A 20,483-nucleotide genomic window follows, 5' to 3' on the forward strand; every position below is an offset into this window, starting at 1 on the left:
ACTCATCATGGCTTTTAATCTGCGTAACCGTAACTTCCTGAAACTGCTGGACTTCACCCCGCGCGAAATCCAATACATGATCGACTTGGCCATCGACCTGAAGAAAGCCAAATACGGTGGCTACGAGCGCAAGCATCTGGTCGGCAAGAACATCGCCCTGATTTTCGAGAAGACCTCCACCCGTACCCGCTGTGCGTTTGAAGTAGCGGCCTTCGACCAGGGCGCTCAGGTCTCCTACCTTGGCCCAAGCGGTTCCCAAATCGGTCACAAGGAGTCCATGAAGGACACCGCCCGTGTACTGGGTCGCATGTATGACGGTATCGAATACCGCGGCTACGGTCAGGAGATCGTGGAAGAGCTGGGCGCCTACGCTGGAGTCCCGGTCTGGAACGGCCTGACCAACGAATTCCACCCGACCCAGATCCTGGCTGACTTCATGACCATGCTGGAGCACGGCAAGGGCAAGCGTCTGGATCAAATCAAGTTCGCCTACCTGGGTGATGCCCGCAACAACATGGGTAACTCCCTGATGGTCGGCGCCGCCAAAATGGGCATGGACATCCGTCTGGTCGCACCGAAAGCCTTCTGGCCGGAAGAGGAGCTGGTTGCCAAGTGTCGCCTGATCGCCGAAGAGACCGGCGCACGCATCACCCTGACCGAAGATGTGAAAGAGGGTGTGCTGGGTGCTGACTTCCTCTACACCGACGTCTGGGTATCCATGGGTGAAGCGAAAGAAGCCTGGGATCAGCGCGTCAAACTGATGACCCCGTATCAGGTCAACATGGATGTCATCAACGCCACCAAGAACCCGGATGTGAAGTTCATGCACTGCCTGCCGGCGTTCCACAACGACGAGACCACCATGGGCAAGGAAGTGGCTGACAAATATGGCATGAAAGGCCTGGAAGTGACCGAGGACGTGTTCGAATCCGAGCACAGCATCGTGTTCGACGAGGCCGAAAACCGGATGCACACCATCAAGGCAGTGATGGTTGCTACGCTGGGCGACTAAGGTCGCAGTAGTGGTGCCGGGGGGCGACCCCCGGCTTTTCGACCATGTGACAGCGGCATAATACCTCTAACCCTACAACCCGCAGCCTGCATGGATACCACACCCACAGAAGGAAGCTGGACCATGACCAAATTCAAGTTCCCGTCAGCCTACACGATACTGTTTGTGCTGATCGCCCTGGTGGCCGCCCTGAGCTGGATTGTGCCGGCCGGCAAATATGAGATGACCATGAACGAAGCCCTCGGCAAAGAAGTGCCGGTGGCAGGTACCTACAAACTGGTGGAGGGGAATCCCCAGGGGATCGTCGACGTGCTGCTGGCACCTATCGATGGCCTCTACAACCACGACACCTATGAGGCAGGCGCCATCGACGTCTCTCTCTTTATCCTGATCATCGGTGGTTTTCTTGGCATTGTGACCAAGACAGGTGCCATTGATGCCGGTATTGAACGTGTGACCGACCGCCTGCGCGGCCGGGAAGAGTGGATGATCCCGATCCTGATGGCGCTGTTCGCCGCAGGCGGCACCATCTACGGGATGGCCGAAGAGTCGCTGCCTTTCTACACCCTGCTGGTGCCGGTGATGATGGCCGCCCGTTTTGACCCTGTGGTGGCGGCGGCAACCGTATTGCTGGGCGCCGGTATCGGTACTCTCGGTTCTACCATCAACCCGTTTGCGACTGTTATTGCCGCCAACGCTGCCGGTATCTCCTTCACCGACGGTATCTGGCTGCGCGTTGCCATGCTGGTCGCCGGTTGGCTGCTCTGTGTTGCCTACGTCATGCGTTACGCCAAGATGGTGCGCAGCGATCCGAGCAAATCCCTAGTAGCTGACAAGTGGGAAGAGAACCGTGCCCACTTCCTCGGCAACAAGAGCGACCAGATGCTGGAGTTCACCCTGACCCGTAAAATCGTGCTGGGTATCTTCGTCGCCGCCTTTGCCGTGATGATCTATGGTGTGGCTGTGCTGGGCTGGTGGATGGCACAGATCTCCGGCGTGTTCCTGGCTGCCGCCATCATCGTTGGTCTTATCTCCCGCATGAGCGAGGAGGAGCTGACCTCCAACTTTATCGACGGTGCCCGTGACCTGCTGGGGGTGGCGCTGATCATCGGTATCGCCCGCGGTATCGTGGTGGTGATGGATAACGGCATGATCACTCACACCATTTTGCACAGTGCAGAAGGGATCGTGACCGGCCTCTCCACTATCGTCTTTATCAACGTGATGTTCGTGCTGGAAGTGGTGCTCTCCTTCCTGGTGCCGTCCTCCTCCGGGCTGGCTGTACTGACCATGCCGATCATGGCGCCGCTGGCCGACTTCGCCAACGTGGGCCGCGATCTGGTGGTGACTGCTTACCAGTCTGCCTCCGGTCTGGTGAACCTGGTGACCCCGACTTCCGCCGTGGTCATGGGCGGTCTGGCCATCGCCAAGGTGCCTTATGTGCGCTGGCTGAAGTGGGTGGCTCCGCTGCTCGGTATCCTGACCGTGCTGATCGTGGTCTGCCTGAGCCTGGGCGCCGTGCTCTCCTGAGGGATAACAAGCAAGATGAAACGGGAGCCTGCGGGCTCCCGTTTTTTATGGGCGCAAGAAGTGATGGACACAAAGTCGCAGGCAACAAAAAGGCGACCCGCAGGTCGCCTCGATGCATTCGATGAAAGGGGTTAGCGGGCCTGCGCCAGGGTGCGCACCACGGCGGCGTGGGCCTGACGGGTACGGCTGATATGGCGCGGCGCGACCAGCACTACATCGTTGCCCGCGACGGCGCCCATGATCTCGGGATTGGCGTTGCGATCCAGCAGGCGAGCCACCACGGTGGCGGCCCCCGGAGTGGTGTGGATCAGCACCATCTGCTGGTTGTGTACCACTTCGCGCACCATGTCGTGGATCGAGCGGGTGCTGCCGGCGGGTTCCAGCTGCTCGTCGACCAGGGTGTAGACCTTCTTGCCGTTGGCATTTTGGGCCTTGGCCACGCCGAGGCGGCGCAGCAGGCGGGAGATGGTGGACTGGCTGATGTCGGCAAAGCCGCGCTCCGACAGCTCGCGGCGGATCTCTTCCTGGGTGCTGTAGCAGTGCTGACCGATGATTTGGCGACAGGCATCCAGCTGGGCCAGATCGGGCTCTTGGGCAACGGGACGACTGAGGGTTTTGACCACGGCGAATTCCTTTGATGATGACCGGAGGTAAACGCGCGATATCTGCCATAGCAGTCAGTTATCAGGCAAAAACACTGATAATCCATCTATATGCAGGGAATGAGCGGGCATTACCATCTTGCGATGGCAAATTATAGCTGACTGGAAATTTGGTGATGTGACAGGGTTCAAAAATGGGCCCAGCAGGGCCCAATCAGATATCAGTAACGCTCGCTGACGATGTCCTGAGTGAAGGACTTCTCGCAGTATTTGCACTTCATCCGTACCACGCCTTTCACTTCGCGCACCCGGAAGTAGCTGTCCACCGGCTCGTTGTGGGAGATGCAGTTGGAGTTGGGACAGTGGAACACCCCGGCAATGAACTCCGGCAACTTCAGCTGGTGCTTCTTCACCACATTGAAGTCTTCAATGATGTTGACGGTAGCTTTCGGGGCGAACAGTGCCAGCTGGTTGGCCTGTTGCTCGGTCAGACGGGTGTTCTCAATCTTGATGAGATCCTTCTTGCCCAGTGCGCCGGATTTCAGGTTGAAGCCGACGGTGATCCGCTCCTGGGTTTCGACCAGCTGGAACAGCTTGAGGATCTTGATGCCCTGGCCAGCGGGGATGTGATCGATGACGGAGCCGTGACGGATGGCTTCGACTTGCAGTTGGTTCTTGTCAGACATGATATTCCCCTAAGCTCAGACAGTTTCGTTCAGTACCAATGCCAGCAGCGCCTGGCGTGCATAGACCCCGTTCTCCGCCTGCTGGAAGTAGCAAGCGTGGGGGGTCTTGTCGACCGCCACATCGATCTCGTCGACGCGGGGCAGGGGATGCAGGATCTTCATGGTGGGCTTGGCACCTTCCAGAGTCGCCAGCTCCAGAATGAACTTGGCGGCCATGTGCTTGTATTCAGTCTCGTCGAAGCGCTCTTTCTGGACGCGGGTCATGTAGAGGATGTCCAGCTCCGGCATCACCTCTTCCATGGTCTGGTGGACGCTGAACTGGATACCCTTCTCTTCCAGCTCTTCGCAGATGTAGTCCGGCATCGCCAGCGCTTCCGGGGAGATGAAGAAGAAGCGGCAGTTGAACAGGCTGAGGGCCTGGGCCAGCGAGTGCACGGTGCGGCCATATTTCAGGTCACCGACGAAGGCGACGTTGAGGTTGTCCAGACGGCCCTGGGTCTCATGGATGGTGAACAGGTCGAGCAGGGTCTGGCTCGGATGCTGGTTGGAGCCGTCGCCGCCGTTGATGACCGGCACGCGGGAGAACTCGGAGGCCAGACGGGCCGCGCCCTCTTTCGGGTGGCGCATCACCACCGCATCCGAGTAGGAACCGATGATCTTGATGGAGTCAGCCAGCGTCTCGCCCTTCTTGGCGCTGGTGTTGCCACCGTCGGCGAAGCCGATGATGTTGCCGCCAAGGCGCTGTACCGCGGTCTCGAACGAGAGGCGGGTGCGGGTGGAGGCTTCGAAGAAGCAGCTGGCAACCAGCTTGTCTTTCAACAGGCTGGTGTCAGGTTCAGCCTTCAACCGTTGTGCGGTTGAGACTACCAGTTCCATTTCTGACCGGGTCAGGTCCGAAATGGAGATGACATGTTTCTTATAGAGTGGATTGGTCATCGTCTGCATTCCCTTTGACATCATTGGAGGTTTTTCGGGCACAAAAAAAAGCCCCTGAAACAGGGGCTTTTTTTAAAAATAACTGGGGATCTTTGGGGTGGGAACCGGAAACAACGGGGCCGCTCTGGTGCGCACCACCCGTCTGCAAGGCTGTTTTCTGAATCAAAAACTGCATCGTTTCGTCCCGACCTTTTTCAAAACCGGACAGATTATAGGGCCGCTTTTTTAATTGTCAAAATTTTATTTCCGATGCCAATTTCAGCGTGAAAAACGTTTAAGTGGCGGGAATATGACGACAAATCCACACTCTGTGCGTCTCTTGCAGCGATTCCCCATCGCGGGCCATGGCGCGCAAATAACCGAGTCTGTGGTGCCCTTCCAGCAGGCAGTAGGGGCGGGGCAGGGGATGGCCGTTCGGGTAGCTGGTTCCCTCCTCCGGCGCCAGTACGATGACAGGTTCGGGCCAGGTGCCGTCGCTCAGCATCTTCTCGCCGAGCCAGGAGCGGCGCACATAGCGGTTGCTGCGCAGCATCTCCCCCCAGCGCTCGATCACCTCCATATGGCGGGAGTCCACCTGCTCTACCAGTTGCGCGGTGGGCCAGCTTTCACAGGTGAACTGATGGCTGGCGAGATCGATAAAGCTCCAGTTGGACTCAAAACCGCGCCAATGGCGGTAAATCCACTGGGAGAGCACATTTTCAGGAATAAAGGGCACCAGCGGCGCGACCCGTTCAAGATAGGCGGGCAGGGACTCTGTCTTGCGTTCATCCCTGAAGTTGAGGGGCGCCAGTTGTTGGAGCAATCGGTAATTGAGCATAAGTGGCCTCCCGGTACCTGATTTCACCCTACCCCCATTTATGTTCCATTCCTACCCCGGCAGGGCTGCAAATACAGCAAGTTATCCCGCTTTGCTGCACAAACAACCGCGACTTGTTCGGGATTTGTGCAATCGCATTAAAAATGTGAAAAAAGCCTTTACCTTTGAAACCCGCTTTGTATACTACGCCTCGTTTGTTGCAGGGGCGTAGTTCCAATTGGTAGAACAGCGGTCTCCAAAACCGATGGTTGCGGGTTCGAGTCCTGCCGCCCCTGCCATTTTCAGAAAGGCCAGCTCATTGAGCTGGCCTTTCGCATTTCCGGTGTTCGCCAATTTATCCCTCTCTCCTTTCTCTTCTCCTTCTTGCCGTTAGCAGTCCGGTGACTGTGGCCACATTGATCTCGATGTCTGCCGCAAGAGCGTTCAGTGTGCTGCAACCCGCTGTTTCAGGATGGTGACCAGCCGCTGGTGGCGGGCGGGGAGCGGCCACTCTGCGCGGTAGATCAGCCAGAGGGTGTCGATCACTTCAATGCTGCTCTGGATCACCCGGATCTTCTCCTGCTGGGCAAAGGCGGTGACGGCGAAGCGGGGCAGCACGGTAAAGCCGAGGCCGCGGGCGACCGGCTCCAGGATCAGGCCGATCTGGTTGGTAAAGCCGCGCAGCGGGATCTCGTCAACACGCTGGCCGGGGTAGCGTCGTCCCAACAGGCGTTGTGCCATGCTGCGGCCATCCGGGTGGTCGATAAAGCCGAGCTGACAGAGGTGCTGCCAGCTCTGCTCCTCGCCGTCGTTGGGTACCACCAGACAGAGGGGCTCGCGGGCGAAGGGCTCGGCGGCGATGCTGGGGTGTTCCGGTGGTTGATCCACCAGTCCCAGATCGCTGCGCCCTGCCAGTACCGCCTGCACTATGTCGGGGGTGGGGGCGAAACGGTGCTGGATGGTGAGTCCGAGGTGCTCCTGTTGCTGGTCGAGCAGCAGGGGATAGAGCAGCAGGCCGATGCTGCCGGGGGTGGTGAGGGTGATGGCGCCGCGGTGAGGGTCATCGTCCGAGAGGCGTGCTCGCAGCTGTTCGGCGGCTTGCGCCTGCTGGCGGGCGAAGTCGAGCAGCACCAGCCCGCGCGGAGTGAGCTCCAGCTGACGAGGCTTGCGCAGCAGCAGGGGGCCAAATTCGGCCTCGAGACGCGAGATATGCTGACTGACGGCGGCCTGGGTGAGATCCAGCCGCTCGGCGGCACGGGTAAAGCTGCCGGTTTCATGCACCACCACCAGGGTGTGGAGCCAGAGTGGATTAACCATAAATTTAATTTATGCCTTCCATTAGTTTGACCTTATTTTTCATTATGTCGCCCCTTCCTATCATGTCACCTGTTTCCCACACACAATTTCAAGGTGACGTATGACTTACCCGCGCAACTTCTCCCACATCGGCATCACGGTGACTGACCTCGACAAAGCGGTCGAGTTCTATACCAAGGTGATGGGCTGGTATCTCATCATGCCGGCCACCACCATCAGCGAGGATGACTCTGCCATCGGCGTGATGTGCAACGACGTGTTCGGCCCGGGCTGGGGTTGTTTTCGCATCGCCCACCTCTCTACCGGCGACAAGATCGGCATCGAGCTGTTCGAGTTTCCCAACAGCGAGCGCCGTGAGAACAACTTCGAATTCTGGAAGACCGGGGTATTCCACTTCAGCGTGCAGGATCCGGATGTCGAGGGGCTGGCGGCGCGCATCGTCGCGGCGGGCGGCAAGCAGCGGATGCCGGTGCGCGAGTACTACCCGGGCGAGAAGCCCTACCGCATGGTCTACATGGAAGATCCATTCGGCAATATCGTCGAGATTTACAGCCACAGCTATGAGCTGACCTACTCCGCCGGTGCATATCAGGGGTAGGTGACAGGCCGCCTTCGGGCGGCCTGCTGCTTTGTTGTTACAAGAGTCAGTAGCATGGAATAGCGATCTGGTTCACACGAATAGCGCGTTCTGTTGTTGATAGATGGGAAAATATACAGATTCACTAAAGTCTGTTCATATTGCGGCCGATAGCCTTTGATACATCAGGGTTTTCCCTGCCTGACACAACAACAAGGATTCGTCATCATGACCCTCTCTCTGCGCGGCAAGCTGCTGGCCACCAGTCTTGGCGTAGTGCTGCTGATGGCATCACTGCTCGGCATCGTTGCCTTTCACACCCTAAAATCCCGCACCATGAGCGCCATCCAGAGCGAGGCGGTCAACTATGGCCACGCCTACTCGGTCGCCATCGGCGAATGGATGACGGATCGCAAGAACACCGTCCATGCGCTGGTCAATCTGATCAGCGATAACCCCCAAGCCGAGCTGGTGCCGCACCTGAAGCAGGCCTACACCTCCGGCGGCTTCGGCCTCACCTATTTTGGCTCCGCGCAGGGGGTGATGACCCGGCAGGACCCCTCCCTCAACACCGGCAACTATGACCCGCGCGAGCGCCCCTGGTATCAGGATGCGGTGAAAGCGGGTCAGCTGATCGTCACTGCCCCCTATGTCAGCGTCACCATGCAGAAGCTGGTGGTCACTCTTTCCGAGCCGGTGCGCCATCAGGGCGAGCTGGTTGGTGCCGTGGGGGCCAACCTGGCGCTCGACAAGCTGATCGACGAGGTGCTGGCGATGAAGGTGCAGGGTGAGGGCTACGCCATGCTGCTCGACAGCAGCGGCCTCATCGTCGGCCATCCGCAGAAGGATCTGGCGCTCAAGCCCATCGCCGAGCTGGCGCCGGGACTCTCTGCCGCCACCTTCCAGCAGTGGGGCCGCGAAAACAGCGAGCTGCACGCCGCCACCCTCGACGGGCGGGATGTGCTGCTGGCAGTACAATCGGTGCCGGGCACCGACTGGCTGCTGGCCATGGTGATGTATCGCGATGTGCTGGAGGCGCCGCTCAGCAGTCTGCTGTGGGAGCTGGTGGGGCTGACCCTGGTGCTGATGCTGGTGTTCAGCGCCCTGCTCACCGCCACCTTCAAATACCTGTTCGCCGATCTCGGCCGGGTCGCGCACGCCCTGCACGACATCGCCCACGGCGAGGGGGATCTCACCGTTCACATCAACACCCACAGCAAGGATGAGGTGGGTCAGCTGGCCCAGAACTTCAACCAGTTCGTGGCGCGGCTGCACGGTATCGTCAGCCGGTTGCGGGATGTGACCGTCGAGCTGGCGGCACAGTCTCGCGCCCAGGCGGCCGGGGCGCAGGCTCGCAGTCAGCGGGTGCGCCAGCAGCAGGACGAGATCGTGATGGTGGCGACCGCGGTGACCGAGATGGCTTCCGCTACCCAGGAGATCGCCGGCAACGCCGAGTTTGCCGCCACCACCGCCACCGATGCGGTCGCACTGGCGGTCGCCGGCCAATCCCAGGTTGGCCAGAGTCAGCGCAGCATTACCGGTCTGGCGGACGAAGTGGCCGATGCCAGCCAGATCATCAATGAGCTCGACAGCCATGCCCAGAAGATCAGCGGCATTCTGGCGACCATCAGCGGCATCGCCGAGCAGACCAATCTGCTGGCGCTCAACGCCGCCATCGAGGCGGCCCGGGCCGGTGAGCAGGGCCGCGGCTTCGCGGTAGTGGCGGACGAGGTGCGGGTGCTGTCGCGCCGTACCCACGACTCTACCGACGAGATCCAGCAGATGATCGAGACCCTGCAGCAGACCACCCGTCGCGCCGTGGGTGGCATGGAGACCAGCCGTCAGCTGGCGGGTACCAGCGTCGAGGATGCGGAAGCGGCCAACCAGAGCCTTGCCCGGATCAACGAAGCGATCGGCTCCATCAGCGACATGGCGACCCAGATCGCGGCGGCTGCCGAAGAGCAGACCTCGGTGACCGGCGAGATCAGCCGCAATACCGAGAATATCCGCCACGTCTCGCAAGAGCTGGCCGAGCAGGCGGGCAACGAGGCGGCGCAGGCGGCCGAACTCAAGTCGCTGACCGAGCGGCTGGAGCAGGAGATCGGCCGCTTCCGGCTCTGATCCTCCACCAACTCTCCATGAAAAAGGGCAGCCCGCGGGCTGCCCTTTGTTATTTCACGACTGGCTTAAGGGTTCTGCTTGACCCAAATCAGCTGGTCGGTGGCAAAGCCCAGCGACTTCGCTTTGGCGACCAGCGCATCCACCTTCGCCTTGGGCGGGTTGGGTGAGCGGGAGAGGAGCCAGAGGTAGTCGTGGTTGTAGCTGGTCACCAGCGAGAGCTGGTAATCGGGGTCGAGGTCGATGACGTTGTAGCCGCCGTAGAAGGGGCCGAAGAAACTCACCTTGAGCCGCGCCTCGTCCGGGTTGCCGACGAAGTAGGCCTTGCCCTCGGCTTCGCGCCAGCTGCCATCGCTCTGTTTGCCGCGGTTGAGCACCTTGACGCCGCCATCGTCCCGCAGGCTGTAGGTGGCGCTCACCTGCTCCAGCCCCCGCTCGAAGCTGTGGTCGAGGCGGGCGATTTCGTACCAGGTACCGAGATAACGATCGAGCTGGAAGCCGGTAACGGGGCGGATGCCATCGGCAATCCCGGTACAGGCCGTCAGCAGTAAAGCGGTGAAAAGGCAAAGCAGTGAACGCATAAGTAATCCCTCTCTTGTTATCCCTCGATGATGCGCAGCTGGCCATCCCGGAAGCGGGAGGCCTGATCCGTCGGCGTGCTGCCGAAGAAGCGCTTGTACTCCCGACTGAACTGGGAGTTGCTCTCGTAACCGACTCTGGATGCCGCGGTGCCCGCCTTGATGCCGTCGTGCAGCATCATCATTCGGGCCTTGTGCAGGCGAAACGACTTGATGTACTGCAGCGGCGAGGTGGCAGTGACCGCCTTGAAGTGGTGGTGAAAGGCGGAGACGCTCATGTTCACCTCCCGCGCCAGCTCCTCCATGGTGAGGTTGTCGGCATAACGGGACTCTATCATATGCAGCACCCGGGCGATCTGGCCCACATGGTTGTGGCGATTGGCGAGCGCTTGCAGCGCCGGGCCGCCCCCCTCGGTGAGGGCGTGGAACAGCATCTCCCGCACCGTCTGCGGCCCCAGCACCCTGGCGTGCAGCGGGTTGTCCATCAGCTCGATCAGTCGCTCGGCAGCGCAGAACATGGTTTCGGACAGGGGGACCGAGTGGACGCCGCTCTTTTGCGGCGCGGGGGCGGGCAGGGCATCGCCAAGCTCCAGCAGCAGCTCTTGCAGGGTGACCAGATCGATCTCGATGGTAAAACCGATAAGCGGCTGCTCGGGGGAGGCGAAGCACTCGCACTCGCAGGGGAGCGGCAGGGTCATCAGCAGATAGTGGTTGGGGTCGTAGCGAAACACCTGATCCGCCAGATAACCCACCTTGTGCCCCTGCAGGATTACGATCATCCGCGGTTGGTAGAGCACCGGGGTGCGGCCATGGTGCTCGGTGGTATAGATGAGGTTGACCTGTTTCACCGGTGATGGGGTGATGCCGGGTGCAGTGACGTGGCGGGTCAATCTGGCGGCGAGGTCGCTGTAACGGTTTTGCATGGGTGCTCTTTGATTCGATAGTTCCGGTTTTTGCTGCTTTGTAGAAATAGGCAAGAATCAAGCAGGATGTTGTCTTGATGGTAGGGGTATTCTGGAGAAAAATGCAATCACGATTTCGCGGCCAGGCCGCCCTGACTATCAGAAGAAGGCAATGTCGATGAACAACTTTACTCTCCATACCCCGACCAAAATCCTGTTCGGCCAAGGGCAGATCGCCCAGTTGCGCGAGCAGCTCCCGAGCGATGCCCGCGTCATGATCACCTATGGCGGCGGCAGCGTGGTACGCAGCGGCTTGCTGGAGCAGATCCGCAACGAGCTGGCTGGCATGACCCTGTTTGAATTTGGCGGCATCGAGCCGAACCCGGCCTACGAGACCCTGATGGGTGCAGTGGAGCTGGCCCGTGCCGAGCGGGTCGACTTCCTGCTCGCCGTTGGCGGTGGTTCCGTGCTCGATGGTACCAAGTTTATCGCCGCTGCCGCGCACTACGATCTGGCCAAGGATCCCTGGCACATTCTCGAGACCGTCGGCAGAGAAGTGCGTTCCGCCATCCCGCTCGGTTCCGTGCTGACCCTGCCGGCGACCGGTTCCGAAATGAACATGGGCGCCGTCATCACCCGTCGCAGCAGTGGCGACAAGGTGCACTTCTTCTCGCAGTTCGTGATGCCGCGCTTCGCCGTGCTGGATCCGGTGCTCACCTACACCCTGCCCGAGCGTCAGGTGGCGAATGGAGTGGTGGATGCGTTCGTCCATACCGTGGAGCAGTACCTCACCTATCCGGTCAATGCCAAGGTGCAGGATCGCTTCGCCGAAGGCTTGCTGCTGACCCTGATCGAAGAGGGCCCCAAGGCGCTGGCCGAGCCGCACAACTACGAGGTGCGCGCCAACATCATGTGGAGCGCCACCATGGCGTTGAACGGCCTGATCGGCGCCGGTGTGCCGCAGGATTGGGCCACCCACATGCTGGGTCACGAGCTGACTGCCCTGCACGGCCTCGACCACGCCCAGACTCTGGCGGTGGTGCTGCCTGCCCTGCTGCAGGCCAAGCGCAAACAGAAACATGCCAAGCTGCTGCAATACGCAGAGCGGGTGTGGGGCTTGAACAGCGGCAGCGAAGCGGAGCGCATCGATGATGCCATCGCCGCGACCCGCGACTTCTTCGAGCGGATGGGGGTCAAGACCCGACTGCGCGACTACGGTCTGAAAGATCTGGGTATCGACACTCTGATCGGCAAGCTGGGTGAGCACGGCATGACCCGTCTGGGCGAGCACGGCGATATCGATCTGGTGCAGAGCCAGCATATTTATGAAGCGGCCTGGTAAGGGCCGCCAATCGGTGCCAAACGGGCGAAACGATTGAATTGCCGGGGCCCTCTCCCGCCATCTGGCGGCTGAGCGGCCCCGCTTTTGTTGGGAAAATGTTACTTTTCGGCGTTTCGCTGCGAGAAGTGAGACGAAAGCGGATTTCGTAAGAACAAAAAACGCTAAGATAGAGGGCCGGTAAAACATTTTTTTTGACTGGTTGGATCACTTTTTTCAGCCGTTTTTACTGGTATAAGCCTCTAATTTGGTTTGTTTTTTTTAATCGTAGCCAGGGATGGGCTGAATTCTGTACGAGTGCCGTCGGGACTGCGGTTGTAATAAAACTCCAAAATTTGATACTAATCACCTTCGCGCCTGAAAAGCGGGGGCCTGACCATGACAGGAGGTTGAGGTAAAGCCTACTGATTTTCATAACAAAGAGCCCTGGACCTGCACTTTGGTCATGTCTTGTTTCGTCAGAAGTGAGACACTGGGCAGCGATTGTTTATTAACCATCAGGGAATAGTCATGCAGATTGGAATACCGAGAGAGAGTCTCGCCGGTGAGACCCGGGTCGCAGCGACCCCGGCTACCGTCGAGCAGCTGAAAAAGCTCGGCTTCGAGGTCGCCATCGAGACCGGCGCAGGCCTGTCGGCCAGCTTCGATGATGCCGCCTTCGAGGCTGCCGGTGCCAGCGTGGTGCCGAATGTCTGGCAAGCCGACCTTATCTTCAAGGTCAATGCGCCGACCGATGCCGAGATCGCACAAATTAAAGATGGCGCCACTCTGGTGAGCTTCATCTGGCCTGCCCAGAACCCTGAGCTGGTCAAGAAGCTGTCCGAGCGCAACATCAATGTGATGGCGATGGATATGGTGCCGCGGATCTCCCGTGCCCAGTCCCTCGATGCCCTCTCCTCCATGGCCAACATCGGTGGCTATCGCGCCGTGGTTGAAGCTGCGCACCAGTTCGGTCGCTTCTTCACCGGTCAAATCACCGCAGCCGGTAAAGTGCCGCCTGCCAAGGTACTGGTGATTGGTGCCGGTGTTGCCGGTCTGGCTGCCATCGGTACGGCCGGTTCCCTCGGTGCCATCGTGCGTGCGTTCGATACCCGTCTGGAAGTGGCCGAGCAGATCGAATCCATGGGTGGGGAATTCCTCAAGCTGGACTTCGGTGGCGAAGACGGCGCATCCAGTGATGGTTACGCCAAAGTCATGTCTGATGAGTTCATCAAGGCCGAGATGGAGCTGTTCGCCCAGCAGGCCAAAGAGGTGGACATCATCATCACCACCGCCCTGATCCCGGGCAAGCCGGCTCCCAAGCTGATCACCAAAGAGATGGTCGACAGCATGAAGCCGGGCTCCGTCATCGTGGACATGGCCGCTCAGGCTGGCGGCAACTGTGAATACACAGTGCCGGGTGAACTGCATGTCACCGCCAACGGCGTCAAGGTGATCGGTTACACCGATCTGCCGGGTCGTCTGCCTGCCCAGTCCTCCCAGCTCTACGGTACCAACCTGGTCAACCTGATGAAGCTGATGTGCAAGGAGAAGGACGGCAACGTCGCCATCGACTTCGAGGACGTGGTTCAGCGCAACATGACGGTGATCCAGGCCGGTGAAGTGACCTTCCCGCCGCCCGCCATCTCCGTCTCTGCCGCCCCGCAGAAACCGGCCGCCGCCAAACCGGCAGCCAAGAAGGAAGAGGCCAAGCCTTCCAACAAGAAGTTCGTGTTCGGTGCCCTCAGCATCGCCGCCTTCGGCTGGATCGCCTCCGTTGCCCCGGCAGCCTTCCTCTCCCACTTCACCGTATTCATCCTGGCCTGTGTGGTCGGTTACTACGTGGTGTGGAACGTATCGCACGCCCTGCACACGCCGCTGATGTCGGTCACCAATGCCATCTCCGGCATTATCGTGGTCGGTGCCCTGCTGCAGATCGGGCAAGGGTCGACTCTGGTTACCGCATTGGCCTTCATCGCCGTGCTGATTGCCAGTATCAACATCTTCGGCGGCTTCACCGTCACTCAGCGCATGCTGAAGATGTTCCGTAAGGATTAAGGGGGTTTAACGTGTCTCAAGGACTGGTAACAGCATCCTATATCGTTGCCGCCGTGCTCTTCATCCTCAGTCTCGCGGGACTGTCGAAGCAAGAAACGGCCAAGCATGGCAACTTGTTCGGTATTGCGGGTATGGCTATCGCCCTGCTCGCCACCGTATTCAACCCGGAGACCAGTGGTGTTCACTGGATCATTCTGGCCATGGTGATCGGCGGTGCCATCGGCGTGCGTCTGGCACTCAAGGTCGAAATGACCGAGATGCCCGAGCTGGTGGCCGTGCTGCACAGCTTCGTGGGTATGGCGGCAGTGCTGGTGGGCTTCAACAGCTTCATCGATCTGCACCCCTCTGCACCTGCTGAGGTGGTCGTCTCCGTCGGTTCCAATCTGGATGCCACCCTGGCAGCCGCCCGTGCGGCGTTCGAGCAGGCCAACAGCGTTGCTCAGGTCGAGCACCTGACCGGCGCCATGCTGAACATCCACTTGGTCGAGATCTTCCTGGGCGTCTTCATCGGTGCCGTAACCTTTACCGGTTCCGTGGTTGCCTTCGGCAAACTGCGCGGTCTGATCTCCTCCAAGCCGCTGATGCTGCCACACCGCCACAAGCTGAACCTGCTGGCCGTGGTCGCTTCTCTGGCGCTGATGGTCTACTTTGTCAACGCGGGCGGCTCTACCTTCGCCCTGCTGGTGATGACCCTGATCGCCTTCGCCTTCGGCTGGCATCTGGTTGCCTCCATCGGTGGCGCCGACATGCCGGTCGTGGTCTCCATGCTGAACTCCTACTCCGGTTGGGCAGCAGCAGCTGCGGGCTTCATGCTCTCCAACGACCTGCTGATCGTCACCGGTGCTCTGGTAGGTTCCTCCGGTGCGATCCTCTCTTACATCATGTGCAAGGCGATGAACCGCTCCTTCATCTCCGTGATCGCCGGTGGCTTCGGCTCCGATGGCGTGGCCTCCACGGCTGATCAGGAGATGGGCGAATACCGCGAAACCAGCGCCGAGGAAGTTGCTGACCTGCTGAAGAACTCCAGCTCCGTCATCATCACCCCGGGCTACGGCATGGCGGTGGCTCAGGCCCAGTATCCGGTGGCTGAAATCACCCAGAAGCTGCGTGATCGTGGCGTCAAGGTGCGCTTCGGTATCCACCCGGTTGCCGGTCGTCTGCCTGGCCACATGAACGTGCTGCTGGCGGAGGCGAAAGTCCCGTATGACATCGTGCTGGAAATGGACGAGATCAACGACGACTTCGCCGATACCGATACCGTGCTGGTGATTGGTGCCAACGACACCGTCAACCCGGCCGCTATGGAAGATCCGGGCAGCCCGATCGCCGGTATGCCGGTACTGGAAGTGTGGAAAGCGCAGAACGTCATCGGCTTCAAACGCTCCATGAACACTGGCTACGCCGGTGTCCAGAACCCGCTGTTCTTCAAGGAAAATACCCAGATGCTGTTTGGCGATGCCAAGGCCAGCGTCGAGGCAATCCTGAAAGCACTGTAAGTGCCATTCAGAGAGTGGATATCAAGGAGGCTTCGGCCTCCTTTTTTATTGCTCATCCCTTGTATATCCTCAATCCATACGGACCATGAGGGATCTCCATGATGTGGTGTCAGGGTTGGCGAAGGATCGGGTTGTACGGCTGGCTGCTCGTCTCCCTGTTTGGTGCTGGTTCGGCCGTAGCAGCGGACGAGCCGCCGACACTGACGCTGCTGACCGAGCTGTGGCCCCCTTATGTGATGCGTGGTGACAATGGCGAGCTGGCCGGCGCCGATCTCGATCTGGCCTGCGCCGTGTTGCGCCAGATGGGTTATCGCACTGAAATCAGGGTGCTGCCCTGGAAGCGGGTTCTGCAGCAGGCCCGTCTCAGGCAGGGGGATGCGGTGCTCGATGTCTTCTTTGAACCTTCCCGCCAGCACTGGCTCCACTACCCCGAAGAGCCGCTCTCTTACAGCGGCGAGGTGCTCTTCTATCCGACGGCTCGTCCGGTGGATTTCAAGCAGCTCTCCGACCTCAAGGGTCTGCGGATAGGTATTCAGGAAGATTATGCCTACAGCCCCGATTTTCTGACCGATCCCGAGGTGCTCCGGATGCCGATGACGGGGGAGGGGAATGCCATCAAACAGCTGCATCTGATGATGGCCGGTCGTCTGGACGGGGTGGTGCTCAACGAGCGGGTCGGTCGCTACTTGCTGCACACTCAGGGGTTGCAGGATCAGGTGAACCACGGCTCGCGCCTGCTGACCGACGACAACCGCAACTTCCTCGCGTTTACCCACAAGCCCGGCCACGACCAGCTGGCTATCCGCTTCTCCTCTGCCCTCAAGGCGTTCAAACAGACCCCCGCCTACAAGCAGCTGCTGGCCCGCTATCACCACTGAGTTGCCGCCCTGCTGTGCGCCGCTTCACAATTTGTCGCACTTTGTTAAAAGGTGGGCATAATGGCGAACAAAAAGGGGATGCCGCTCAACATTAGTTGATCTTGTTGATAGTAGAATCAACTGCGGTTTACTCAAAGTTACTCATATATGTCCACAGCAGCCACCACTGACCAGATCAATTCGTTAACGGATGAAGAACGTCATCTGATCGCCAGTTTCGAGCCCGCAGTCGAGGCGCTGGCCGCGCTGTTTGGCGCGGGGTGCGAGGTGGTGTTGCATGCGTTCGATACGCTGGATGCATCGGTCATCAAGATTGCCAACGGCCATGTCACCGGTCGTCGGGAGGGGGCGCCGGTCACCGACTTTGCCCTCAACCGCTTGCAGGGGGAGGCGGGCAGCCAGTGGAGCAGCTACTTCAGCCGTACCCGCGACGGGACGCTGATGAAGTCCTCCTCCATCACCATCAGCAACCGGCAGGGCAAGCCCATCGGCATGCTCTACGTGAACTTCAGTCTGGATACCTCCCTTGGCAGCCTGCTCGATACTTTTGCGCTGCCAGCGGCACCGGCGCCGCTCAACAACGAGACCTTTGCCAGCTCGGTGGATGATCTGGTGACTCAAGTGATTGAGAAGGTGGATCGGGACGATTCGCTCTCCTGCACGGTGCGCAACAAGGAGATAGTGACCCGGCTCTTCGACATGGGGATCTTCGAGATCAAGGAGGCGGCCCAGCTGGTTGCCCGGATGCTCGGCATCTCCCGTCATACTGTTTATCTGCATATCCGTAATCACAAAGCGGATCTGAACAAGCAATAACTGCCTGCGGGCACCCTGAACATGAGAAACACTGCGATGAAAGCACAATGGACCGACTTTATTACCCTGCTCAAGCGTGAAGTGGTGCCGGCCCTGGGCTGTACCGAGCCGATGTCGGTGGCGCTGGCAGCGGCAAACTGCCGCAAGCTGCTGGGGGAGACCCCGACCCGCATCAGCGTCTGGGTCAGTGGCAATCTGTTCAAGAACGGCATGGGGGTCGGGGTGCCGGGCACCGGCATGATCGGTCTGCCGGTGGCCGCTGCGGTCGGCATCACCGGCGGCAATCCCGATGCCGGGCTGGAGGTGCTCAAGACCCTCACACCAGAACTGGTGGAAGCGGCCAAGGCGCTGCTGCCGGTGATCAAGGTGGATGTGAAGGATGTGCCGGACGTGCTCTACGCCGAGGTGCTGGCCGAAGTGGAGGGCCATAGCGCCCGGGTGGTGATCTGCACCGACCACACCCGCATCATCCTGATGGAGAAGGATGGCGAGGTGCTGATGGCGCAAGACAGCGCCCCGGGCGTGCAGATCCAGCCCGCCAAGGCCGACAAGCCCACTATGAGCCTGCGCGAGATCGTCGACTTTGCCCTGCAGGTGCCCCTTGCCGAGATCGACTTCATCCGCGAGGCCGCCACCATGAATCAGGCGCTGGCGGACGAAGGGTTGCAGGGCTACGGCCTGCGCATCGGCAAGATCCTCACCGAGCAGGTGGAGCGCAAGCTGCTCTCCGACGATCTGATGACGCTGGCGATGCGCCTCTCTTCCGCCGCCTCCGATGCGCGGATGGATGGCGCCATGCTGCCCGCCATGTCCAACTCGGGCTCCGGCAACCAGGGCATCGCCGCCACCATGCCGGTGGTCGCCGCCGCCCGCTTCCTCAAGGCGAGCGACGAGCAGCTCACCCGCGCCCTGGTGATGAGTCATCTGGTGGCCATCTACATCAAGACCTATCAGAACAAGTTGTCGGCCCTGTGCGCCGCCAGCACCGCCGCCATGGGGTCGGGGGCTGCCATCACCTGGCTGCTGGGCGGCCAGTTCGAGCAGATCAGCCACTGCATCAACAACATGATTGGCGATGTCTCCGGCATCATCTGCGATGGCGCCGGCAGTGCCTGCTCCATGAAGGTCTCCACCTCCACCTCGGCGGCGGTGAAGTCGTCGCTGATGGCCATCAACAATCTCCGTATTCCCCAGAGCGAGGGGATCGTCTCTGACGACGTGGATCAGACCATCGCCAACCTGGGGCAGCTCTCCAAACAGGGGATGCTGGACACGGATATCGAAATCATCAACATCATGCGAGCGAAACAGCAGAAGCAGTGAATCTGTGACAAGGGGGCGATAGACCCCCTTGTTCTTGTCACGACGGCGCAGACCGTCTGACACGGTTGCCAGGGCAAGCATGGCGCTTGCTCTTGTTTCTCGGGCGCAAGCCCGCTTTTTGGGGAGTCATACCATGACATTTAGCGTTATCGGCAATCTGGCCATCGCCGCCATCTTGCTGTTCTTTCTCTACCGGTTACAGGAAAAACATGTGAGCTTCACCCGCCGGGTATTTGCCGGTCTGGGGCTCGGTATTCTGTTCGGCGCCGCGTTGCAACTGCTTTACGGTGCAGGTTCGCCCGTCATTGTTCAGACCATCGACTATCTGGATATCGTGGGTAGCGGCTATGTGAAACTGCTGCAGATGATCATCATCCCGCTGATCATGGTCTCCATCATCAGCGCTATCTTGAAACTCAATGGCGGCACTGCGCTGGGCAAGATCAGCGCCATGACCATAGGCGTGCTGATTTTCACCACCGCCATCGCCGCCGGGGCGGGCATCCTGATGTCCAACCTGTTTGGCCTGACCGCTGAAGGGCTCACCTCCGGTGCCGCCGAAAGCGCCCGGGGCGCCGCGCTGCAGACCACCCTCGGCAGCGTCGAGAGCATGTCCTTTGCCAAGATGATGCTGGAGTTCATTCCTGCCAACCCCTTCCTCGACATGACCGGGGCGCGCAAGACCTCCACCATCGCCGTGGTGATCTTCTCCATCTTCATCGGCCTCTCCGCTACCGGCATCGCCCGCAAGAAGCCGGAGATCTTCGCCAGCTTCAGCCACTTCGTGGCCGTGGCGCATGCCATCGTAATGCGAATGGTGACTCTGGTGCTGCGCCTGACCCCGTTTGGCGTGCTGGCCCTGATGACCAAGGTGGTCTCCGGCTCCAACTATGCTGACATCCTCAACCTGCTCAGCTTTGTGATGGCCTCTTACGGTGCCATCGCCATCATGTTTGTCGTGCACCTGCTGCTGGTGAGCCTGGTGGGCATCAACCCGCTGCGCTTCCTCAAGAAGATCACGCCGGTGCTGGCGTTTGCCTTCACCTCGCGCACCAGTGCGGGCTCCATCCCGATGAACGTGCAGACCCAGACCAAGTCGCTGGGTATTCCGGAGGGGATCGCCAACTTTGCCGCCTCCTTCGGTTCCACCATCGGTCAGAACGGCTGCGCCGGCATCTACCCGGCCATGCTGGCGGTGATGATAGCGCCGACCGTGGGGATTGACCCTTTGGATCCCGGTTTCATCATGACGCTCATCGCCATCATCACCGTCAGCTCCTTCGGGGTGGCGGGGATCGGCGGCGGCGCCACCTTCGCCGCGCTGATCGTGCTCTCCGCCCTGGATTTCCCGGTCGCGCTGGCGGGCCTGCTCATCTCCATCGAGCCGCTGATCGACATGGGCCGCACCGCCCTCAACGTCTCCGGCTCCATCACCGCCGGGACCGTCACCAGTCGCGTGCTGGGGCAGACCGACATGGCGGTGTTCAATAGCGACCATGAAGTGAGCCTGGACGGCGAAGAGTCCACCATCTGATTTGCT

General features: G+C 60.1%; 19 protein-coding genes and 1 tRNA gene. 12 read left to right on the forward strand and 8 right to left on the reverse strand.

What is annotated here, in order from left to right:
• The first annotated feature begins 7 nt into the window (after positions 1-7).
• Positions 8-1,012, forward strand: coding sequence for an ornithine carbamoyltransferase (gene argF, locus ACTG2J_RS01075; RefSeq protein ID WP_005339721.1), 1,005 nt, complete (start codon positions 8-10; stop codon positions 1,010-1,012).
• Between the two features lie 123 nt (positions 1,013-1,135).
• Positions 1,136-2,542 (forward strand): YfcC family protein, encoded by a 1,407-nt coding sequence (locus ACTG2J_RS01080; protein WP_005339725.1) that lies wholly within the window; start codon positions 1,136-1,138, stop codon positions 2,540-2,542.
• 131 nt (positions 2,543-2,673) lie between these two features.
• On the opposite strand, the gene ACTG2J_RS01085 is transcribed toward ACTG2J_RS01080, so the two are convergent.
• The 5 genes from ACTG2J_RS01085 to ACTG2J_RS01105 form a co-directional block, all read right to left on the reverse strand.
• A complete protein-coding gene (locus tag ACTG2J_RS01085; protein ID WP_005339728.1) occupies positions 2,674-3,165 on the reverse strand; it encodes an arginine repressor in 492 nt (163 codons plus the stop codon).
• Positions 3,166-3,365: 200 nt separating this feature from the next.
• Positions 3,366-3,830, reverse strand: coding sequence for an aspartate carbamoyltransferase regulatory subunit (gene pyrI, locus ACTG2J_RS01090; RefSeq protein ID WP_416004444.1), 465 nt, complete (start codon positions 3,828-3,830; stop codon positions 3,366-3,368).
• Positions 3,831-3,845: 15 nt separating this feature from the next.
• Positions 3,846-4,766 carry an aspartate carbamoyltransferase gene (pyrB, locus tag ACTG2J_RS01095; protein ID WP_005339735.1) on the reverse strand — a complete coding sequence of 307 codons (921 nt, stop codon included), beginning with the start codon at positions 4,764-4,766 and terminating at the stop codon, positions 3,846-3,848.
• Positions 4,747-4,941, reverse strand: coding sequence for a hypothetical protein (locus ACTG2J_RS01100; protein ID WP_133249581.1), 195 nt, complete (start codon positions 4,939-4,941; stop codon positions 4,747-4,749). Before ACTG2J_RS01100 ends, pyrB begins: the two co-directional genes overlap by 20 nt.
• Before the next feature lie 99 nt (positions 4,942-5,040).
• Positions 5,041-5,583, reverse strand: coding sequence for a hypothetical protein (locus ACTG2J_RS01105; protein WP_416004445.1), 543 nt, complete (start codon positions 5,581-5,583; stop codon positions 5,041-5,043).
• 201 nt (positions 5,584-5,784) lie between these two features.
• On the opposite strand from ACTG2J_RS01105, the gene ACTG2J_RS01110 reads away from it, so the two are divergent.
• A tRNA-Trp gene (locus ACTG2J_RS01110) sits at positions 5,785-5,861 on the forward strand.
• Between the two features lie 145 nt (positions 5,862-6,006).
• Here ACTG2J_RS01110 and ACTG2J_RS01115 read toward each other — a convergent pair.
• Positions 6,007-6,879, reverse strand: a complete 873-nt coding sequence (locus tag ACTG2J_RS01115; RefSeq protein WP_439997089.1) for a LysR family transcriptional regulator — start codon at positions 6,877-6,879, stop codon at positions 6,007-6,009.
• 100 nt (positions 6,880-6,979) lie between these two features.
• Here ACTG2J_RS01115 and ACTG2J_RS01120 point away from each other — a divergent pair, with 100 nt between their 5' ends.
• Complete coding sequence (locus tag ACTG2J_RS01120) at positions 6,980-7,477, forward strand: lactoylglutathione lyase family protein (RefSeq protein ID WP_201990916.1); 498 nt, start codon at positions 6,980-6,982, stop codon at positions 7,475-7,477.
• A 207-nt stretch (positions 7,478-7,684) separates the two neighbouring features.
• A complete protein-coding gene (locus ACTG2J_RS01125; RefSeq protein WP_439997090.1) occupies positions 7,685-9,577 on the forward strand; it encodes a methyl-accepting chemotaxis protein in 1,893 nt (630 codons plus the stop codon).
• A gap of 65 nt (positions 9,578-9,642) precedes the next feature.
• On the opposite strand, the gene ACTG2J_RS01130 is transcribed toward ACTG2J_RS01125, so the two are convergent.
• Both ACTG2J_RS01130 and ACTG2J_RS01135 read right to left on the reverse strand, forming a co-directional pair.
• Entirely contained in the window at positions 9,643-10,155 is a 513-nt protein-coding gene (locus ACTG2J_RS01130) for a lipocalin family protein (protein WP_421299429.1), read from the reverse strand.
• A gap of 17 nt (positions 10,156-10,172) precedes the next feature.
• Positions 10,173-11,075, reverse strand: a complete 903-nt coding sequence (locus tag ACTG2J_RS01135; protein ID WP_439997091.1) for an AraC family transcriptional regulator — start codon at positions 11,073-11,075, stop codon at positions 10,173-10,175.
• Between the two features lie 157 nt (positions 11,076-11,232).
• Here ACTG2J_RS01135 and yqhD point away from each other — a divergent pair, with 157 nt between their 5' ends.
• From yqhD to ACTG2J_RS01170, 7 genes are all read left to right on the forward strand, one after another.
• Positions 11,233-12,396: an alcohol dehydrogenase gene (gene yqhD / locus ACTG2J_RS01140; protein WP_439997092.1), complete on the forward strand. Its 1,164-nt coding sequence runs from the start codon at positions 11,233-11,235 to the stop codon at positions 12,394-12,396.
• 507 nt (positions 12,397-12,903) lie between these two features.
• Positions 12,904-14,430, forward strand: coding sequence for a Re/Si-specific NAD(P)(+) transhydrogenase subunit alpha (gene pntA / locus ACTG2J_RS01145; protein ID WP_421322318.1), 1,527 nt, complete (start codon positions 12,904-12,906; stop codon positions 14,428-14,430).
• Between the two features lie 11 nt (positions 14,431-14,441).
• Positions 14,442-15,926 carry a Re/Si-specific NAD(P)(+) transhydrogenase subunit beta gene (pntB, locus tag ACTG2J_RS01150; protein WP_005339759.1) on the forward strand — a complete coding sequence of 495 codons (1,485 nt, stop codon included), beginning with the start codon at positions 14,442-14,444 and terminating at the stop codon, positions 15,924-15,926.
• Between the two features lie 98 nt (positions 15,927-16,024).
• The gene (locus ACTG2J_RS01155; protein ID WP_439974523.1) at positions 16,025-16,804 is read left to right on the forward strand and encodes a substrate-binding periplasmic protein; all 780 of its coding nucleotides are present in this window, start codon (positions 16,025-16,027) and stop codon (positions 16,802-16,804) included.
• Between the two features lie 147 nt (positions 16,805-16,951).
• Positions 16,952-17,620, forward strand: a complete 669-nt coding sequence (locus ACTG2J_RS01160) for a helix-turn-helix transcriptional regulator (protein ID WP_439974522.1) — start codon at positions 16,952-16,954, stop codon at positions 17,618-17,620.
• A 21-nt stretch (positions 17,621-17,641) separates the two neighbouring features.
• Positions 17,642-18,943, forward strand: coding sequence for an L-cysteine desulfidase family protein (locus ACTG2J_RS01165; protein ID WP_439997093.1), 1,302 nt, complete (start codon positions 17,642-17,644; stop codon positions 18,941-18,943).
• A 133-nt stretch (positions 18,944-19,076) separates the two neighbouring features.
• Positions 19,077-20,477, forward strand: coding sequence for an L-cystine transporter (locus tag ACTG2J_RS01170; protein ID WP_439997094.1), 1,401 nt, complete (start codon positions 19,077-19,079; stop codon positions 20,475-20,477).
• Positions 20,478-20,483 lie beyond the last annotated feature (6 nt).

The organism is Aeromonas sp. 6P (assembly GCF_051919525.1).
GTDB lineage: Bacteria > Pseudomonadota > Gammaproteobacteria > Enterobacterales > Aeromonadaceae > Aeromonas > Aeromonas veronii.

Excerpts from the sequence above, each read along its gene's own strand:
- yqhD (WP_439997092.1), top strand. The coding sequence starts at position 11,233 with ATGAACAACTTTACTCTCCATACCCCGACCAAAATCCTGTTCGGCCAA.
- pyrI (WP_416004444.1), bottom strand. The coding sequence starts at position 3,830 with ATGTCTGACAAGAACCAACTGCAAGTCGAAGCCATCCGTCACGGCTCC.
- ACTG2J_RS01080 (WP_005339725.1), top strand. The coding sequence starts at position 1,136 with ATGACCAAATTCAAGTTCCCGTCAGCCTACACGATACTGTTTGTGCTG.
- ACTG2J_RS01165 (WP_439997093.1), top strand. The coding sequence starts at position 17,642 with ATGAGAAACACTGCGATGAAAGCACAATGGACCGACTTTATTACCCTG.
- ACTG2J_RS01155 (WP_439974523.1), top strand. The coding sequence starts at position 16,025 with ATGATGTGGTGTCAGGGTTGGCGAAGGATCGGGTTGTACGGCTGGCTG.
- ACTG2J_RS01125 (WP_439997090.1), top strand. The coding sequence starts at position 7,685 with ATGACCCTCTCTCTGCGCGGCAAGCTGCTGGCCACCAGTCTTGGCGTA.
- ACTG2J_RS01105 (WP_416004445.1), bottom strand. The coding sequence starts at position 5,583 with ATGCTCAATTACCGATTGCTCCAACAACTGGCGCCCCTCAACTTCAGG.
- ACTG2J_RS01115 (WP_439997089.1), bottom strand. The coding sequence starts at position 6,879 with ATGGTTAATCCACTCTGGCTCCACACCCTGGTGGTGGTGCATGAAACC.
- ACTG2J_RS01160 (WP_439974522.1), top strand. The coding sequence starts at position 16,952 with ATGTCCACAGCAGCCACCACTGACCAGATCAATTCGTTAACGGATGAA.
- ACTG2J_RS01100 (WP_133249581.1), bottom strand. The coding sequence starts at position 4,941 with ATGCAGTTTTTGATTCAGAAAACAGCCTTGCAGACGGGTGGTGCGCAC.
- ACTG2J_RS01135 (WP_439997091.1), bottom strand. The coding sequence starts at position 11,075 with ATGCAAAACCGTTACAGCGACCTCGCCGCCAGATTGACCCGCCACGTC.
- ACTG2J_RS01130 (WP_421299429.1), bottom strand. The coding sequence starts at position 10,155 with ATGCGTTCACTGCTTTGCCTTTTCACCGCTTTACTGCTGACGGCCTGT.
- pntA (WP_421322318.1), top strand. The coding sequence starts at position 12,904 with ATGCAGATTGGAATACCGAGAGAGAGTCTCGCCGGTGAGACCCGGGTC.
- ACTG2J_RS01170 (WP_439997094.1), top strand. The coding sequence starts at position 19,077 with ATGACATTTAGCGTTATCGGCAATCTGGCCATCGCCGCCATCTTGCTG.
- argF (WP_005339721.1), top strand. The coding sequence starts at position 8 with ATGGCTTTTAATCTGCGTAACCGTAACTTCCTGAAACTGCTGGACTTC.
- pyrB (WP_005339735.1), bottom strand. The coding sequence starts at position 4,766 with ATGACCAATCCACTCTATAAGAAACATGTCATCTCCATTTCGGACCTG.
- ACTG2J_RS01120 (WP_201990916.1), top strand. The coding sequence starts at position 6,980 with ATGACTTACCCGCGCAACTTCTCCCACATCGGCATCACGGTGACTGAC.